The 18649-nt window shown below is 40.4% G+C and carries 11 protein-coding genes; 8 read left to right on the forward strand and 3 right to left on the reverse strand.

All coding sequences use genetic code 11. From position 1 onward, the window contains the following. Positions 1-48 precede the first annotated feature (48 nt). The 6 genes from KFO40_RS09075 to KFO40_RS09100 all read left to right on the forward strand — a co-directional run bounded on the left by KFO40_RS09075 (position 49) and on the right by KFO40_RS09100 (position 12558). On the forward strand, positions 49-3414 hold the full coding sequence (locus tag KFO40_RS09075; protein ID WP_211146277.1) for a TonB-dependent receptor: 3366 nt from the start codon (positions 49-51) through the stop codon (positions 3412-3414). A 22-nt stretch (positions 3415-3436) separates the two neighbouring features. Beyond that, positions 3437-5266, forward strand: coding sequence for a RagB/SusD family nutrient uptake outer membrane protein (locus KFO40_RS09080; RefSeq protein ID WP_211146278.1), 1830 nt, complete (start codon positions 3437-3439; stop codon positions 5264-5266). Between the two features lie 102 nt (positions 5267-5368). Beyond that, positions 5369-6796, forward strand: coding sequence for a glycosyl hydrolase family 28 protein (locus KFO40_RS09085; protein ID WP_211146279.1), 1428 nt, complete (start codon positions 5369-5371; stop codon positions 6794-6796). Positions 6797-6919: 123 nt separating this feature from the next. Beyond that, positions 6920-8131 (forward strand): glycoside hydrolase family 99-like domain-containing protein, encoded by a 1212-nt coding sequence (locus KFO40_RS09090; RefSeq protein ID WP_211146280.1) that lies wholly within the window; start codon positions 6920-6922, stop codon positions 8129-8131. 40 nt (positions 8132-8171) lie between these two features. Continuing rightward, entirely contained in the window at positions 8172-9128 is a 957-nt protein-coding gene (locus KFO40_RS09095; RefSeq protein ID WP_081353366.1) for a glycoside hydrolase family 43 protein, read from the forward strand. Between the two features lie 7 nt (positions 9129-9135). Further along, positions 9136-12558: a family 78 glycoside hydrolase catalytic domain gene (locus KFO40_RS09100; protein WP_211146281.1), complete on the forward strand. Its 3423-nt coding sequence runs from the start codon at positions 9136-9138 to the stop codon at positions 12556-12558. 157 nt (positions 12559-12715) lie between these two features. On the opposite strand, the gene KFO40_RS09105 is transcribed toward KFO40_RS09100, so the two are convergent. After that, positions 12716-13645 carry a magnesium transporter CorA family protein gene (locus tag KFO40_RS09105; RefSeq protein WP_008770430.1) on the reverse strand — a complete coding sequence of 310 codons (930 nt, stop codon included), beginning with the start codon at positions 13643-13645 and terminating at the stop codon, positions 12716-12718. Between the two features lie 347 nt (positions 13646-13992). On the opposite strand from KFO40_RS09105, the gene gpmI reads away from it, so the two are divergent. Both gpmI and KFO40_RS09115 read left to right on the forward strand, forming a co-directional pair. Next, positions 13993-15507: a 2,3-bisphosphoglycerate-independent phosphoglycerate mutase gene (gene gpmI, locus KFO40_RS09110; protein WP_074706950.1), complete on the forward strand. Its 1515-nt coding sequence runs from the start codon at positions 13993-13995 to the stop codon at positions 15505-15507. A 66-nt stretch (positions 15508-15573) separates the two neighbouring features. Beyond that, on the forward strand, positions 15574-16155 hold the full coding sequence (locus KFO40_RS09115) for a DUF3109 family protein (RefSeq protein WP_074706947.1): 582 nt from the start codon (positions 15574-15576) through the stop codon (positions 16153-16155). Here KFO40_RS09115 and KFO40_RS09120 read toward each other — a convergent pair. Together KFO40_RS09120 and gyrB are read right to left on the reverse strand one after the other, a co-directional pair. Continuing rightward, positions 16152-16361, reverse strand: coding sequence for a hypothetical protein (locus tag KFO40_RS09120; RefSeq protein WP_170849023.1), 210 nt, complete (start codon positions 16359-16361; stop codon positions 16152-16154). The two genes, KFO40_RS09115 and KFO40_RS09120, sit on opposite strands and share 4 nt — an antisense overlap. Positions 16362-16573: 212 nt before the next feature. Then, positions 16574-18532, reverse strand: coding sequence for a DNA topoisomerase (ATP-hydrolyzing) subunit B (gene gyrB, locus KFO40_RS09125; RefSeq protein ID WP_004315406.1), 1959 nt, complete (start codon positions 18530-18532; stop codon positions 16574-16576). Between the last annotated feature and the right edge of the window lie 117 nt (positions 18533-18649).

An 18649-nucleotide genomic window follows, 5' to 3' on the forward strand; every position in this document is an offset into this window, starting at 1 on the left:
AATATAATTCGCGAATTTGTTAATTTACAATTTAATATCTAATTGATTATGAAGAATTTTCAGCAGAAAAGACTTACAGGAAAAATTCCACGTTGCAGATGTGGAATGGCTGGATGGAGTCTCGCTTTAGTATGTTTTTGTATTATCCTGTTTGGAAATGTGCAGATAGTGTCTGCGCAAACAAGAAACGTGACAATTGATGTCGTAGATACTCCTATCGGGAAAGTTTTTGATGAATTGAGTAAACAGACCCGTTATAAAATTTTTTATAGCGATAATGTGATTGATTCTAAGCAAAAAGTGAGTGTGAACTTTGTGAATAAACCGCTAAAGGAAGCTTTGAATAAATTGTTGGAAGGTACAGGTGTGGGATTTGAAATTAAAAGTAAGAAAGTTCTTCTTTTTAAGATAAAAGAGGCTTCTTCTGGTCCGGATTCGAAAAAAGAATCGAATATTGTGATTAGTGGTAGTGTAACAGATGAAAATGGAGAGCCGATTATTGGAGCTACTATCACCTCAGAAAAGACCTTGAAAGGAACAATCACAGACTTGGATGGCAAATTTTCTTTGGAGATACCGGAAAATACTAATTTGGCAATTTCTTACGTTGGCTATCGTAATCAGATTGTGAAAGGGTATTCTAATATGATTATCCGGATGCAGGAAGATTCGAGAATGTTAGATGAAGTAGTTGTTGTAGGTTATGGCACACAGAGAAAAGGGAATCTGACAGGGGCAGTGTCGAGTGTGAAAGCTGATAAACTGACAATCGCTCCTGTTGCTACTGCTTCCAATACACTTGTCGGACAATTGCCCGGGCTGATTGCCACCCAGTCAAGTGGACAACCAGGATCAGATTCTGCCACATTAAATGTTCGTGGTTTTGGTAGTGCTTTGATAATTGTAGATGGAATTGAAGCGTCACTTGACAATATTGATGCTAATCAGATTGAGTCTATATCTATATTGAAAGATGGAGCAGCTTCAATCTATGGTGCAAGGGCCGGTAATGGTGTTATCTTAATTACAACCAAGAGAGGAACAGACCAGAAGCCTACGATTACTCTCAACACAGCATTCACTTGGCAGGGGGTAACGAAAATGTTGAAACCGGCAAGTTCGGGACAACGGGCAGAGATGGAAAGAGAAGCGTGGCTTCAATCCGGACAGCCTGAAGCCAGTGCCCCGTTTACAGAAGATCAGATACAGAAATATTATGATGGAACAGATCCTCTTTTTCCGAACACTAATTGGTATAAAGAACTTATCAGAGATTGGGCCCCAGAGCAACAACATAATATATCTATCCGAGGTGGAAATGACAGACTTAAATTTTATGGCTTCTTTGGTTATCTGAATCAGGAAACGATGATTAAGAAGAATGGAGGGAATTATGAAAGATTCAATCTGCAATCTAATATAGATGCCAAGATTTTGGATAATCTGACTTTAAGACTCGATCTTGCTTATAGTCAGGAACAAAGAAACTACACTACCCGTAGTATGGGAGTAGGAGGAAGCATCTGGCAGGATTACTGGAATACTCTTCCTTATTATCCGGCTACTTTGCCCGATCCTGATAAAATTCCGTATGCTTTTGGGGCAGGTGTTGGTGGTTTGCATGTCAGTTCTAATAGGGATATAAGCGGATATGATGATGCTCGTGGTGAAGATTTGCGTGGAACAGCTTCATTGGAATATAAGTTTAAGTCAGTGAAAGGGTTGTCTATAAAAATGTTTGAGAGCTACCGGAAGGTTTATTCATTTAATAAAATATTCAACAAGCCAGTAGATCTTTATACGTACGATCCCGGCAGTGATATTTATACATTAGCAGGGACCTATGGTTCCAAGGCCTCATTAAGTCAGGCACATTCACGGTCGGAGATGTTTACGCAGCAGTACTCTATAAATTATGAAAATAATTTTAATGATACTCATCATTTGACAGCTATGGCTTTATATGAAGCAATCAATTACTCGGGCGACTATTTGTTTGCTTCAAGAAAAGACTTTATGATGACTGCTATTGACCAGATGTTTGCAGGCAGTACCGAAGGGATGACCAATAATGGCTATGCAAACGAGATGGGACGTATGAGTTTTGTCGGAAGGGTTAACTACAGTTATAAGAATAAGTATTTGTTAGAAACGATTCTCCGTGCTGACGCATCGGCTAAATTCCCTCCTGGAAAACGTTGGGGCTATTTTCCTAGTGTATCTGTAGGATGGATGCTTTCGGAGGAAAAGTTTATATCACAGGTACGTTTTATAGATAACCTGAAGTTACGTTTAAGTTATGGACAATCGGGAAATGATGGCGTAGGTAATTTTCAGTATCTGTCCGGCTATACTTATGGGCATGCCTATTTATTAGGCAAGGAATCGGTACAAGGAATGGTTTCCACTGGTTTGGCTAATCCTAATTTGACATGGGAGAAAGTAGAGATTGCTAATATTGGTATTGACTACTCTTTCTTCAATCGGAAGCTATATGGAGAGGTAGATGTGTTTTATCGTGAGCGTACAGGTATTCCTGCTACACGGTTGATGTCATTACCTTCGACTTTTGGAGCAAATTTGCCACCGGAGAATATTAATAGCCTTAATGATAGGGGATTTGAAGTCAAACTGGGAACTTCAGGTGCTGTAAATCAGTTGAAATATGATGTGAGTGGAAATATTTCCTGGTCGCGTGCTAAATGGAAATATTATGAGGAACCTGATTATACAGATTCCGACCAGGCTCGAATCTTTAAACAAAGCGGGAAATGGACAGACTGCGTGTATGGATATGTTTCTGATGGATTGTTTACTAGTCAGGCTGAAATAGATGCAGCTCCATATTATGAAGATCTGCAAGGGAACACTATGCTTAAACCGGGCGATGTGCGGTATAAGGATTTGAATGGGGATGGCATTATCAACTGGAAAGACCAGAAAGAGATCGGAGGTAGTACTATGCCGCATTGGATATATGGTCTTAACGTAGCTTTATCTTATAAAGGATTCGATATTAGTATGCTTTTCCAAGGTGCTTTTGGGTATAACCAGAATATAAGCAATGGCTTGTATTCCACTTTGCTTTACGAAGAAAGATGGAGTCCGGAAAATAATGATACTAATGCCATTTATGCACGTTTGGGAGGAGCATCTACAAACAATTACACTTCGGATTTTACTTATAAGAAAGCGGGCTATTTGCGATTGAAGGTAGCATCGTTGGGGTATAGCCTGCCAAGACAATTTTTAGAGAAGTGTCATATAAATAATGCCAGAGTCTACTTGTCCGGGACCAATTTATTGACTTTTAATCGTCTGGGTAAATATGGAATTGACCCCGAAGCGCAGAATGTAGGATATTATTATCCTCAACAGCGTACAATAAGTTTGGGATTGAATATTTCATTTTAAAATATAAATAAATATGCATGCTATGAAAAAGATAAAGAGTCTTTTATTTTTAGGGTTGTTTATGATGACGTCCTGTCTGGATATATTAGATAAGGAACCTTTAGACATTATTTCTGATAATGCAGTGTGGAATGACCCGGTTCTGATTGATAGTTATCTGGCGGAGTGTTACTATCAGACTTCTGTAATGGTGAATGAAACTCCCGGATATTTCACTAACGGAGGAAACTTCTGGCAGAGTGAGCTAGGAATGGGAATGTGTTGGATTAATGAGATTGCGGATGAGGCTAAAGTAAACTGGGCATATAATACAGATGCAGTCAGGACTTATAAAGCAGGCGGATTGACCATTGGCGGAGGACTTTTGGAATGGTGGGAACTTCCTTATAATACCATCCGTGCATTAAATGAATTTATTCAGCGTGTCCCCGGTTCCCCGGTAGCGGAGGAACTGAAAAATGAGCGGGTGGCAGAAGCACGTTTTTTGAGAGCGTATAATTATTTTGCGATGGTGAAACGTTATGGTGGTGTTCCTCTGATTACTGTTCCGCAAGCGTTGGACGAGCCTTGGGAGGAATTGTATCCCAGCCGTAATTCGGAGCAGGAAGTATATGACTTTATTCTTGCAGAGATGGATGATATTATCAATAATGAATACTTGTATGAGACAGTTGGGGATGATAATTTGGGCAGGCCGACGAAATACGCTGCGTTAGCGCTAAAGAGCCGTGCGGCATTATATGCAGGCAGTATTGCACAATTCGGAAAGGTGCAAATGAATGGTTTATTGGGGATCCCTTCATCATTGGCTGAACATTATTATCGTGAGTCTTATAAGGCGTCAAAAGAAATAGGTAAAAAACACTCTCTGTATGATGTAAATGCAGATAAGGTGACTAATTTTAAGAATATCTTTCTTGTTAAGAATAATTGTGAAGTAATTTTAGCCAGACGGCATAATGACTCTCCGACTTCCATAAACAGTGGTGATTATAGCGGAGGACACTCATGGGGATATGACTTTGCACAATGCCCCAAACCACAAGCATGGGGAGCAGGAAACAAAGATGCTCCTTATCTTGAAATGGTTGAAGCATTCGAACATATTGACGGAACTTCAGGTGCATTGGACAGGACGCAGATTCAACAAGGGTTATGGACAACAAACGAACTGTGGGCAAACAAAGATCCTCGTTTCTTTGCTACAATTTACACGCAGAACACAGCTTGGAAGGGAGCGATGGTTGACTATCACAATGGACTTCGTTTGCCTGACGGAACCATACAGAATGATGGTTCGTATCAAGGAGTATTAGCATTGGGAACCCAATCTGTAGACAATGGCTTCGGAACAGGTTTTGGTGTAATGAAATATTTGGATGAGAGTAATAACACACTTCAGTTTCCTGGCATTTCAAGTACTGATTATCTGGTTTTCAGATATGGAGAGATACTGTTGAATCTGGCAGAAGCAGCCTTTGAACTGGGAGAAACGGGAGAGGCTTTGGAAGCCGTGAATGATATTAGAAGACGTGCAGGAATTTCTCCTCTCGAATCGATAGACCGTGATAAAATACGTCACGAACGGAAAGTGGAATTAGCCTTTGAAGGACATCGTTATTGGGATGTACGGCGTTGGAGAATTGCAGTGGATGTTCTTTCCAAACCCAATTCCGGATTGCGTTATATTTTGGATTACGAAACCGGCAAGTATCAACTCCAGATATTGGATAATGTAGATGGTACAGGTACGTCTCCCAACTTCTATGAACACAATTATTATTTTCCTATCACGTTGTCACGTACAGGAAATAATCCTAATTTGCAGGAAAATCCAGGATATCAGAATTAATAATAAAAGTGTAGAAGATGCCCTAGGAGTATAAAGACTGTTCTTTCCTTTTCAGGCATCTTCTGCCCAATTCCATAACTGTCATATTGTAAAAAGATAACTATGTATTTGAAATATGTATTAATTGTATTTTTAGGGGTAAGTGTAGCTTGTTGTGCGGATAAAGGTGATTCGGGGAATATCGGTGAACTTTCTTCGGAGAACTTCAAAGTAGAGGTAGGGGGAGAATCTGTATTTGTTTATCAGGCACGGGTGTCTAAGTATCCTATCAATCAGAACTGGCCGGGATATCAGCGTCCTTTGGAACAAACAGAAATCGCATCTTTTGCATCATTTGATTATGAAGCTGGTAAGACTGTGAGAATAACAACGGAGCAGAAGATTGAAAGTTGTGATATACGTCCTAAAGAGTTTGGTATTATTCCTGAAGTGAAAGGAAATACGATTGAGTTTGTTGTCACTAATCCTTGTCAGTTTGTTGTTGAGGTTAATGGGCATCATAAAGCTTTGCATTTGTTCGTCAATCCTAAGGAGCAAATACAAGTGGATAAAGAGGATAGTCGTATTCATTATTATGGCCCCGGAGTTCATGAAGCCGGAGTGATTAATGTAAAAAGCGATGAAACAGTTTATATAGACGAAGGAGCAATTGTTTATGGAGTCATTCGGAGCGAGAACACTTCTAATATTAAGGTAATAGGTAAAGGAATACTTGATGCAAGCCGGATAGCAAGAGGTGCTGCTCCTCATATGATTAGTCTGCATAAAGTACGTAACGCTTATATTGGAGGTATTATATTGAGAGATGCTCATGAATGGGGAGTCGTACCTTCTTGTTGTGACCAGATTACATTTGATAATATTAAGTTGATAGGTTTCTGGCGGTATAATTCTGATGGGATTGATATTGTGAATAGTAACAATATAGTCATAAAGAATTCGTTTATTAGAGCATTTGATGATAATATAGCGATAAAAGGATTGCAGTGGGCGTATGAGGAGCAACAGACCATTAAAGGTATTCGGGTAGACAATTGTGTGCTTTGGAATGATTGGGGCAAGATTTTTGAGTTTGGTGCGGAAACGGTAGCTGATACGATTCAGGATGTTGTCATATCCAATTGCTATGTACCACACTTTACCATGGTGGCTATGGATATGCAAAATGGAGATAGAGGCCATATCGAAAATGTCGTATTCAACAATATCTCTATTGAGGAACCGATACGGGAACGGGCGATGCTGGGTAATACGCCTATGGATACAAAAGATTGGGGAAGGGCAATTTCTTTGGGTATTTATGGAACGCAATGGTCTAGTGATGTGACTCGTGGAAGTATTGACAATATACAATTCAGGAATATACGTTGTACTGGCTCTTCTTTTTCCTGCATTGAACTGAAAGGTTATGATGAGAAACATCAGGTTTCTAATGTATACATTAAGGACTATTTTGTCAATGGAACGAAAATTACCGGAGATGAAGATGTACAAAAAAATAATTTTGTAACTAACGTTGTTTGGGAGTAATGTAATGTCTTTCTTTCATGATTTATCATTTATAGGAAGAATAACTGAATGATGGTGGAGTATGTTATTTAGGTGTTATAAACAGAATCGGAAGAACTCCGGTTCATAAATTGGAATAATAAAATGATAAAAGAAAAACGACTCAAGTATATTGTTTTCTGTTTGTTGAATATGACAGGTATATTTGCTTTTGTAGGGCAAGTTGCAGCACAAGCTATTGTAGGGGATACGCATTCTGGTTACAGTGTTGCTGCCTACGTCTGGCCTTCCTGTCATGATGATCGGCCTAAAGGACATGAACTATTATGGCCGGCGGGGACGGGAGAGTGGGAAATTATTAAAAAAGGTACTCCCCGCTTTGAAGGCCATTATCAGCCTAAACAACCTTTATGGGGGTATGAAATGGATAATAACCCGCAAGTGATGGAAAAATGGATTGATGCAGCTACGCAACATGGAGTGAATGTTTTTATATTTGATTGGTATTGGTATGATGAAGGACCGTTTCTTGAAAGTTGTATCAATGATGGCTTTTTGAAAGCACGTAATAATGATAAAATGCAGTTCTATATTATGTGGGCTAACCATGATGTAAAGAAGAACTATTGGAATGTGCATAAATATGGTAATGATGAATCGTTGTTGTGGGATGCTTCCGTAGACTGGAAAAATTTTAAAATCATAGTGGATAGAGTAATTAATCAATATTTTGAGAAAGGTAACTATTTCAAGATAAATGGTGCTCCTGTTTTTTCAATCTTTAGTCTGGAGAAGTTTGTTCAGAGCTTCGGTACTGTGGATGAGGCCCGTAAAGCACTTGACTATTTTAGAAAAGAGGTAAAAAGGTATGGATTTCCTGAACTACATATACAATCAATTATTGGCGGAGGTATGCCTGACGAAAAAATGTTGCAGCAAATAGAGCAATTGGGCATAAACAGCATGACACATTACAACTGGGGCGGTCCACATCCGGAAGATTATATGACTTGGGGAAAGGAATCCATGGAAAGAATGGATAAATGGGTAGAGGCTCTTTCTGTTCCTTATTTCCCTAATGCTTCTGTTGGTTGGGACGATACCCCACGATTTCCTCATAAAACTCAAAAAGATGTAGTACACTATAACAACTCTCCTCAAAGTTTCGCGACTTATCTTCAAAAAGCAAAAGAATATCTGGATGTTCGTCCGGCTTTGCCGAAGCTGATAACAGTCTTTTCTTGGAATGAATGGATAGAGGGAGGGTATCTCTTACCTGATATGAAGTATGGATTCGGGTATCTGGAAGCGGTGAAAGAGGTGATTCTTGATGGAAAATATGATGGGTATAAATAATATCGTGTAAAAATAATAAATATAAATACTATAAACGATTATGATGAAAATATCAAAATTATTATGTAAGTCATTTGCATTACTTAGTTTGTTGCTTATTGCTTGTAGCAATACGGATGACATTCAGCAAAAAGTAACAGAGATTGACGCAAGCCAATTGAAAGTGAGAGATCCTTTTATATTTTATGATGCGGATACTGATTATTATTACTTGCATGTAAATGGTACTCTGAAAGTAAAGTCATACAAGAGCAAAGATCTGCTTACTTGGCAGGAGAATGGATATTCATTTCTCCCTTCTGCCGGATTTTGGGGAAAAGAAGATTTTTGGGCTCCCGATTTTTATAAATATGAAGACAAATATTATTTGTTTATCACGTTGAGTGCACCGGGAGTCAAAAGAGGAACTTCTGTTTTGGTTTCGGATAGAGTGACTGGAACTTTCCAACCATTAGTCAACAACGCTGTTACACCACAGGAGTGGACGTGTTTGGATGGTTCTCTTTATGTTGATTCGGAAGGGACCCCATGGATTTTTTATTGTCGTGAATGGGTAGAAGTCGGCGATGGGGAAATATATGTTCAACAATTGAAAGATGATTTGACAATGACGGAGGGGGAACCACATTTGCTGTTTAAGGCTTCCGAGGCTCCGTGGGTAGGTCCGGTTACTTTAGGTGAGAATACAGGTAATGTGACTGATGCCCCAACTGTTTATCGTTTAGAGAGCGGTGCGCTTCTTATGTTGTGGTCTAGCTTTACTAAAGACGGTAAATATTGTATTGGTCAAGCGTTGTCAGAATCGGGTAATGTGCAAGGACCATGGGTACAAATGCCAGAACCTTTGAATAATGATGATGGCGGGCACGCCATGTTGTTCAAAGATAAAAACGGAAATTTGAAAATATCTTATCATTCACCCAATACGACAGGTCTGGAAAGATTAACAATTAAAGATGTAGTGATCGAAAATAACAAAGTTAGAATTATAGAGTAAAAGAGGAATGTATAGAATAGTTATTTTCTTCATGTTACTGACAGCAGTGAATGTATCTGCTGATGACTCTTTCTCTGTTTATTGTTTGACTACTGAACAGGCAGAGAATCCGGTAGGAATAGATTCGCAGTCTCCGCGTTTCAGTTGGAAGATATATGCTCAAAAGCGCAATTTTAAACAATATGCTTATCAGGTATGCGTAGCTGATTCTCCGGACAAATTGATGAATAGTGAAGCTCATGTTTGGGATAGTGGAAAGGTTATTTCTGACAAATCAATTCTCGTTCCTTTCAAAGGTGTAAAATTAAAATCGTCCCAGGTCTATTATTGGCGGGTTAGAATTTGGAATGATGAAGACAAGGTATCTGCATGGAGTCAGATAAATACATTTGCTACTGGTTTGTTGGCAAATTCCGATTGGGGAAATGCTCAATGGATTTCTATGGAGAAAGACGAAGGGCGAGTAAAAGGTATTCATTATCAGGAGGAGGAAGCTTTGCCTACCCAGAAGGTAGGGATGTATAAACTTCCTCAATTTCGGAAACAGTTTAGAGTGAAAGATAAAAAGATCAGTAGAGCTTTTGCTTATGTTTCAGGTTTGGGACATTTTGATTTTTATCTGAATGGCGGAAAAGTGGGTAATCATTTTTTGGATGCCGGGTGGACTTTATACGATAAAGAGGCCTTTTATGTATCATTTGATATAACGGGCTTATTGCAGCGTGGAGAAAATGTATTGGGGATTATGCTTGGAAATGGATTTTATAATGTGCCTCAGGAACGTTATTTTAAATTGCTGATCTCTTATGGCGCTCCTAAAATGAAGTTATATTTGAGAATTGTTTATGACGATGCTTCCGTTCAAGAGATTGTATCCGATAAGTCGTGGAAGGTAAGTGAAAGTCCTGTAGTTTTCTCCAGTATATATGGTGGAGAAGACTATGATGCAACTAGAGAGCAGCCAGGATGGATGTATGCAGATTTCGATAGCAGCGGCTGGAAAAATGTATTAGTTGCCGACTATGCTCCTAAGATGGTTTCCCAACAAACCGAACCGCTCCGGATAAGAGAAGAAATGCCAGTGGTTACGTATTTTAAAAATGAGAAGGGAAACTGGGTATATGACTTGGGGCAAAATTTTTCAGGAGTAATTCATCTTTGTGTAAAGGGAGAAAGAGGACAGAGTGTACGTCTGACACCTGCGGAATTACTGAACCGGAATCACACAGTCAATCAGTCGGCGTCAGGAGAGCCTTTTTACTTTACTTATAAACTTCGGGGTGGGCAATGTATTGAAACATGGCAACCACAATTCACCTATTATGGTTATCGCTATGTAGAAGTGGAGGGCGCGATTCCGGCAGGAGAGGAAAATCCGGATAAACTTCCGGTTATAATGGAACTTGCTGGAGTTCACACCTGTTTGGCTGCTCCTAAAACAGGGAGTTTTTCTTGCTCCAATCCTCTGTTTAATAAAATACATAATCTTATAGACTGGGCTATGCGCAGCAATATGGCCAGTGTGCTGACTGATTGCCCTCATAGGGAAAAACTGGGTTGGGTGGAACAAGCTTATCTGATGCAATACTCCCTGCAATATCGTTACAATATGTCCCGAATGTATGGCAAGATAATAAGAGATATGTATCTGTCGCAAACGGAAGAAGGGATGATCCCCTCCATTGCACCCGAATATGTGAGATTTAAAGAAGGGTTCGAAGATACGCCAGAGTGGGGAAGTGCATTTATTATATCTTCCTGGTATTCGTATTTATGGTATGGAGACGACAGGGCTTTGACAGAGTTTTATCCTGCAATGAAAAGATATATGAACTATCTGGCCTCCCGTGCAAAAGATCATATAATTTCTTATGGTTTAGGCGATTGGTTTGACATAGGACCAGATGTTCCGGGAAATTCGCAATTGACATCCAATGGAGTGACGGCAACAGCAACCTACTATTACAATGCCGTTATCATGCAGAAGATTGCTCGGCTTTTAGGTATTTCTGAAGATGTGGAGGTATATGAAAAATTGGCAGCCGGCATTAAGGTTTCCTTTAATCGTACATTTTTTGATTCTTTATCGAATATCTATGATCGCAATAGTCAGACTGCTAATGCAATTGTTCTATTCATGGATTTAGCAGATGAGGCTCACAAACAAATGGTACTTGATAATTTGGTTTGTGATATACAAAGTCGAAATTATGCATTGACGGCTGGGGATATAGGATATAGATATGTGTTACGTGCGTTGGAGGCTAATCATTTGTCGGAACTGATTTATAAAATGAATTGTAGATATGATGTTCCTGGTTATGGTTGGCAGTTAGCACATGATGCGACAGCGCTTACAGAATCATGGCAGGCGTTCGGATTTGTGTCTAACAATCATTTTATGTTAGGACACTTGATGGAATGGTTGTATAGTGGTATAGGCGGCATAGGCCAGACAGAACAGTCATTGGGGTATAAAACAGTATTAATTGATCCTCAAATAGTCGGTGATATTACATCTGCTACAACTTCTTATGAGTCTCCTTATGGATTGATTCGTTGTGAATGGAAAAAGGAACGGGAAAAATACGAATTGAAAGTATCTGTTCCGGCTAATAGTGAAGCAGTAATTAGTCTGCCTGCTGCAACATTTGAAGATATAACGGATTACGGTGTGGCTCTGACATCAGTCACGGATATTATTAATATGGAGGTTAATCAAAATGGTCCAATAGGGATTAAATTGAAGGTCGGATCAGGAAACTATCTGTTTACAGTTAATAATCCTGTTTACCAAACAAACACCTTATTAGACATTAGTGAAGCAACTAATGTATTATGCTTGGGTAATTCGATAACTAAGCATGGGGTAAAACATGATATTGAGTGGTTCTCTGATTGGGGGATGGCGGCATCAAAAGAAGAATATGATTATTGTCATCAGCTTCAGTCTATGCTTAAAAAGTATAATGATTCGTCAACGGTTACTCCACTGAATATTGCATATTGGGAACAGAACTTAAATTGTAATATTGATTCTTTGATTGGGGAGAAGTGCCTGAATAAAGATTTGATAGTTATAAGGCTCGGAGAAAATGTACATGACAAGGAACTGTTTAAAACGAGGATTCTTGATCTTGTAAATGTATGTAAGAAATATACTTCTAATGTTATTATTACCGGTTGTTTCTGGCCTGATGCTGACAAAGAAGAAGCATTGATAAATGCAGCAAACCGAAATGGACTTGAGTATGTTCCGCTTGCGTGGATTAGCGAGCAGCAAGGAGTTTATCCCAAGATTGGTGATAAATTGTATAGTACATCAAACAAGCCTTATAAAGTAAAACAGGATTTTATAATCACACATCCCAATGATAAAGGTATGAAAATGATTGCCCGGAAGATATTTGAGGTAATAACTAGGAAGTGAGAGCATTGTAAGAGACTGATAGTAAAACGAATTTTACGTTTTACTACTGAATATTGACTGCACCCTTGAAGTTTAGTGTTTAACTTTTGGGGTGCAGTTCACTTGTAATAAAGGTGTTTTTTACTCCAGTTTTTCTGGTAGCTTTTAATAAGCACTTTTAGAACCACTTAATCTTCCGGAATATCACAAACGCAAGCGTTGACAATCCGATGGAAAAGAGCACAATCAAAGAGAAAGCAAAGGGCACTTCTTCCAGGTGAATATCCACATTCATGCCATAGAAACTGGCAATCAATGTCGGGAGCATCAGGACGATGGACAGACTTGTCATACGTTTCATGATCGTATTCACATTATTGGAGATAATAGACGCAAAAGCATCCATTGTCCCTGTGAGGATATCACTGTAAATATTCACCGTATTGAGCGCCTGTTTCAGCTCGATAATTACATCTTCCACTAATTCAGTGTCCAGATAATCCGTATCCTGAAAAATAGTCCTTAACTTACCGATCATCACTTCATTTCCACGGATGGAAGTGTTGAAGTAGACAAGTGTTTTTTGCAGTCTCATCAAGCGAAGCAGGTCTTCGTTACGGATGCTTCGTTCCAGTTCCTTTTCTGCGGCACTGATGTCTATGTTTATCTGCTTTAGATATTTCAGGAACCACACAGCAGAAGAATAGATTAACCGGAAAATCAGATCTAGCTTGTTGCGTACAACGATCCCTTTTCGACGGGTATGCTCTATGAAATCCGGTAATAAATCCGTGTTGTGATAACAGACGGACACGATAATCTCGTTATTAGTGATAATTCCAATCGGTACAGTGTCGAAAGGCAGACTGCCATTCTGTTTGTTCACTACCGGGATACGAAGAATCGTCAACAACCAGTTGCCTTCCGTATCCGTACGCGGACGTTCGTCCGTATCGGCTATATCGTTCAGAAATGATTCGGGTACGTTGAGAGTTTGAGTTAGAAATTCAAAGTCGTCATTGTTTGGGCATACTACATTTACCCAGCTGTTGGGAAGCCATTGTGCTTTTTCCACAAAGCCAGCCTCACAATAAAGATACGTTCTCATCTTATTGCCTCCTTTCGTTTGTTTGACACGAGCAGAGGCATCAGTCTTCAATGGCTCTGTTCGCTTTAATTAATACTAGTTGTGCACGTTCGCGGGTTTGAATCGTCCATATTTCTATGATTTTAATTTAAAAGCGATGCAAAGGTACGGAAAAATGAAGTAAGTTCCGCCTTTTGTGTCGTGTTTTTCGATAAACAGGTTGAAAGTACTTTTACAAAGTAAGAAAAAGCCCCATAGCCTGATACACTTCTGCCCTGTAACTTAACATAGATTAAACGTTTACGTAACCATCTTTTTTGTACCTTTGCGCCCGAAAATCAGTGTGGTAATTTAAATATTAAAATATTATGAGTAAGAAAGCCCTTTTAATGATCCTCGATGGTTGGGGATTAGGTGACCAAAAGAAAGACGACGTAATCTTCAACACTCCCACTCCTTATTGGGATTATCTGATGAGTACTTATCCTCACTCTCAACTTCAGGCAAGCGGTGAAAACGTAGGTTTGCCCGACGGACAGATGGGTAACTCGGAAGTAGGTCACTTGAATATCGGTGCCGGACGCGTGGTTTATCAGGACTTGGTGAAAATCAATCGTGCATGTGCGGACAACAGCATCATGAAAAATCCTGAAATCGTTTCTGCTTTCTCTTATGCAAAAGAAAACGGAAAGAATATTCACTTTATGGGGCTGACTTCTAACGGTGGTGTACACAGCTCACTCGTTCATCTCTTCAAACTTTGCGATATCGCAAAAGAATACAACATCAACAATACATTTATCCACTGCTTCATGGATGGCCGTGATACTGACCCGAAGAGTGGTAAAGGCTTTATCGAAGAACTTTCTGCACACTGCGAGAAATCAGCAGGAAAGATTGCTTCTATCATCGGCCGTTATTATGCAATGGACCGTGATAAACGTTGGGAACGTGTAAAAGAAGCATACGACCTGCTCGTAAACGGTGTAGGCAAGAAAGCTACTGATATGGTTCAGGCAATGCAGGAATCTTACGACGAAGGCGTGACAGACGAATTCATCAAACCGATTGTAAACGCTAACTGTGACGGAACAATCAAAGAGGGTGATGTAGTGATCTTCTTCAACTACCGTAACGACCGTGCTAAAGAGTTGACTGTCGTACTGACTCAACAAGATATGCCGGAAGTTGGCATGCATACTATCCCGGGGCTGCAATATTACTGTATGACTCCGTATGATGCATCTTTCAAGGGCGTTCATATCTTGTTCGACAAAGAAAACGTGTCCAACACATTGGGCGAATATCTTGCTTCCAAAGGCTTGAGCCAACTTCATATCGCTGAAACAGAAAAGTATGCTCACGTAACATTCTTCTTCAACGGTGGACGTGAAACTCCATTCGATAAAGAAGAACGTATCCTTGTTCCTTCTCCAAAAGTTGCTACTTATGACTTGAAGCCGGAAATGAGCGCTTTTGAAGTAAAAGATAAACTGGTAGCTGCCATCAACGAGAACAAATATGATTTCATCGTAGTGAACTTCGCTAATGGTGACATGGTTGGCCATACCGGTATTTACGAAGCAATCGAGAAAGCGGTTGTTGCTGTAGATGCTTGTGTGAAAGATGTAATCGAAGCCGCTAAAGCACAAGATTACGAAGCAATTATCATTGCCGATCATGGTAATGCTGACCATGCTTTGAACGAAGACGGTACTCCGAACACTGCTCACTCTTTGAACCCTGTTCCTTGTGTTTACGTGACAGAGAACAAGGCTGCGAAAGTAGAAGATGGTCGTTTGGCAGATGTTGCTCCAACAATTCTGAAGATTATGGGGCTGGCTGCTCCGGCTGAAATGGACGGAAACGTTTTGATTAAGTAATTTAGATTTCTATAATTGGGAGGGCGGAGTTCTACTCCGCCCTTTTTGTCTCACATAAGGTTTAAAATGATACAAATAGGTGATGTAGTAGTGTCTCTTGATGTATTTCAGGAGAAGTTCCTTTGCGATTTGGGCGCCTGCAAGGGGGCTTGTTGTATTGAAGGTGATGCCGGTGCTCCGGTAGAGCTGGACGAGGTGATGGAGTTGGAAGAAGTTTTGCCGATTATTTGGGATGAACTGGCTCCGGAAGCACGTGCGGTGATTGAAAAGCAAGGAGTAGTATATACGGATGAGGAAGGTGATCTAGTGACTTCTATTGTTAATAATAAAGACTGTGTGTTTACCTGCTACGATGAGAAAGGCTGTTGCTACTGTGCTATTGAGAAGGCTTATCGGGAGGGGAAAACAGACTTCTATAAACCGGTGTCCTGTCATCTTTATCCTATCCGGATCGGCGATTACGGGCCCTATAAAGCGGTGAATTATAATCGTTGGGACGTATGCAAAGCAGCAGTTTTGCTGGGGAAAAAAGAGAATCTTCCCGTATATCAGTTTTTGAAAGAGCCTTTAATCCGTAAGTTCGGTGAAGAATGGTACAAAGAGCTGGTTACTGTTGCTGAAGAGCTGAAAAAGCAACAATATATTTAAATTCTCTTCCGATTCTTGCGTATGCAATATAGCTGATAGAGCAAAATGCACAATGCGATTATGATTCCGCATGCCGGCATAACCCATGCTTCCGGATGGATAATAATCAAGAAGATACAAGTCGCGATCACGCAGGAAGTCAGTACAATAAGAAACAACCTGATCTTTGCAAATAACGGATTGGGCGCAGTAGTTTTCATTTTCATAGTTATGTTTTCTTTGCTTTTTATGCAAGATAGTGATTTTGTATGGAAAACGTTTCTGCTGTTAGGTTTTATTAAGAGATGGGCGGTTGAACGATTCGAACATGAAAGCCCCTTCAGATAAAAGAAAAACGCCGATCGAAGGATGTTCCTTCGCCATCGGCGTTTCCTCGTTGTAAGATGTGAGGTTGGTTTATAAAAACGTAATATTAAAATTATGCATCGATATTTGCATACGTTGCATTCTCTTCAATAAACTCGCGGCGTGGCCCTACATCTTCACCCATCAACATAGAGAAGATATAATCAGCTTCTGCGGCGTTGTCAATATTTACTTGTTTCAGCATACGGTTTTCAGGGTCCATAGTTGTTTCCCACAACTGCTGGGCGTTCATCTCACCCAAACCTTTGTAGCGTTGTGTATGAATTGCATTTTCTGAACCACCACCGTAAGTGTCAATAAACTTTTGGCGTTGTGCATCTGTCCAGCAATACTCTTCTACTTTACCCTTTTTGCAGAGGTAGAGCGGGGGAGTAGCGATGTACAGATAACCGTTCTGGATAACCTGCGGCATATAACGGAAGAAGAACGTCATGATCAGTGTGTCGATGTGAGAACCATCGACGTCGGCATCGGTCATGATGATAATCTTGTGATAGCGCAGCTTCTGTATGTTTGCTTCCTTGCTGTCTTCATCAGTTCCGATAGTCACACCGAGAGCTGTGTAGATATTGCGGATTTCATCACTTTCCAAAGCCTTGTGATACATGGCTTTTTCTACGTTCAGAATCTTACCGCGTAATGGGAGGATCGCCTGGAACATACGGTTACGTCCCTGTTTGGCAGTACCACCTGCCGAGTCTCCCTCGACGAGGAACAATTCACATTTTGAAGGATCCTTATCCGAACAGTCGGCCAATTTGCCCGGCAGACCACCACCCGACATCGGCGACTTGCGTTGTACCATTTCACGGGCCTTTCTTGCAGCGTGACGTGCAGTAGCGGCAAGAATCACTTTGTCGACAATTGTTTTGGCTTCCTTCGGATGTTCTTCCAGATAATATGCTAATACTTCGCCCACTGCCTGGTCAACAGCACCCATCACTTCGTTGTTACCCAACTTCGTTTTAGTCTGTCCTTCAAACTGTGGTTCAGCTACTTTTACAGAAATAACGGCAGTCAAACCTTCACGGAAGTCATCTCCCGAAATTTCAACTTTCACCTTTTCCAGCATCTTGCTGTCTTCGGCGTATTTTTTCAACGTACGAGTCAGCGCACGGCGGAAACCTGCCAAGTGTGTACCACCTTCAATGGTGTTGATATTGTTAACGTATGAGTGAACGTTTTCGGAGAATCCGGTATTGTACATGATAGCCACTTCAATAGGAATTCCCTGCTTTTCGGAGTTTAGATAGATCACATCGTTAATCAAGTGCTCGCGTGATGACTCGATAAAACGTACGAACTCTCTCAAGCCTTCTTCTGAATAGAACTGCTCGCTCTTGAAACTTCCATCTTCGTTCACCACCCGACGGTCAGTCAGAGAGATGCGAAGACCGGCGTTCAGATAAGCCAATTCGCGCAGACGTGAAGCCAGAATCTTGTAGTCGTATACCGTTTCAGTAAAGATGGTACCATCCGGCCAGAATTGTTGGCGGGTTCCCGTAATGTCGGCTGTACCGACTTCCTTTACAGAATAAAGCGGTTTACCGATCTCGTATTCCTGCTGATAGATTTTACCATTACGGAATACTTGTGTAGTCATGTGGGTAGACAGCGCGTTTACGCAAGACATACCTACACCGTGCAAACCTCCGGATACTTTGTAAGAACCCTTGTCGAATTTACCTCCGGCGTGCAATACGGTCATGGCTACTTCCAGTGCCGACTTCTTTTCTTTCTCGTGATAGTCAACCGGAATACCGCGTCCGTTGTCCTGTACTGTGATTGAATTGTCTTCGTTGATTGTTACTTCGATATGGTCGCAATAGCCGGCCAATGCTTCGTCGATAGAGTTGTCAACGATTTCGTATACCAAGTGGTGAAGTCCCTTGACGCTGATGTCACCAATGTACATCGCAGGGCGTTTTCTTACTGCTTCAAGACCTTCCAATACTTGGATACTATCCGCAGAATAAGACCCGTTATTGGGAGTGATTTGTTCTTCGCTCATAATTGCCTTTCTAACTTTAATAACAGAGCAAATATAGTGAAAATTGTCGACTTGACGAAGAATAATCAGTGAAAAATAAAGAATGCGGGCGGTTTCTCTGTATTCTTGATAGGTTTG

Source organism: Bacteroides sp. 1001302B_160321_D4, assembly GCF_015667765.1.
Lineage (GTDB): Bacteria > Bacteroidota > Bacteroidia > Bacteroidales > Bacteroidaceae > Bacteroides > Bacteroides xylanisolvens.

Coding starts and splice junctions, on each gene's coding strand:
- KFO40_RS09105 (WP_008770430.1), bottom strand. CDS start 13,645: ATGAGAACGTATCTTTATTGTGAGGCTGGCTTTGTGGAAAAAGCACAA.
- KFO40_RS09080 (WP_211146278.1), top strand. CDS start 3,437: ATGAAAAAGATAAAGAGTCTTTTATTTTTAGGGTTGTTTATGATGACG.
- KFO40_RS09095 (WP_081353366.1), top strand. CDS start 8,172: ATGATGAAAATATCAAAATTATTATGTAAGTCATTTGCATTACTTAGT.
- KFO40_RS09100 (WP_211146281.1), top strand. CDS start 9,136: ATGTATAGAATAGTTATTTTCTTCATGTTACTGACAGCAGTGAATGTA.
- gpmI (WP_074706950.1), top strand. CDS start 13,993: ATGAGTAAGAAAGCCCTTTTAATGATCCTCGATGGTTGGGGATTAGGT.
- gyrB (WP_004315406.1), bottom strand. CDS start 18,532: ATGAGCGAAGAACAAATCACTCCCAATAACGGGTCTTATTCTGCGGAT.
- KFO40_RS09085 (WP_211146279.1), top strand. CDS start 5,369: ATGTATTTGAAATATGTATTAATTGTATTTTTAGGGGTAAGTGTAGCT.
- KFO40_RS09115 (WP_074706947.1), top strand. CDS start 15,574: ATGATACAAATAGGTGATGTAGTAGTGTCTCTTGATGTATTTCAGGAG.
- KFO40_RS09075 (WP_211146277.1), top strand. CDS start 49: ATGAAGAATTTTCAGCAGAAAAGACTTACAGGAAAAATTCCACGTTGC.
- KFO40_RS09090 (WP_211146280.1), top strand. CDS start 6,920: ATGATAAAAGAAAAACGACTCAAGTATATTGTTTTCTGTTTGTTGAAT.
- KFO40_RS09120 (WP_170849023.1), bottom strand. CDS start 16,361: ATGAAAATGAAAACTACTGCGCCCAATCCGTTATTTGCAAAGATCAGG.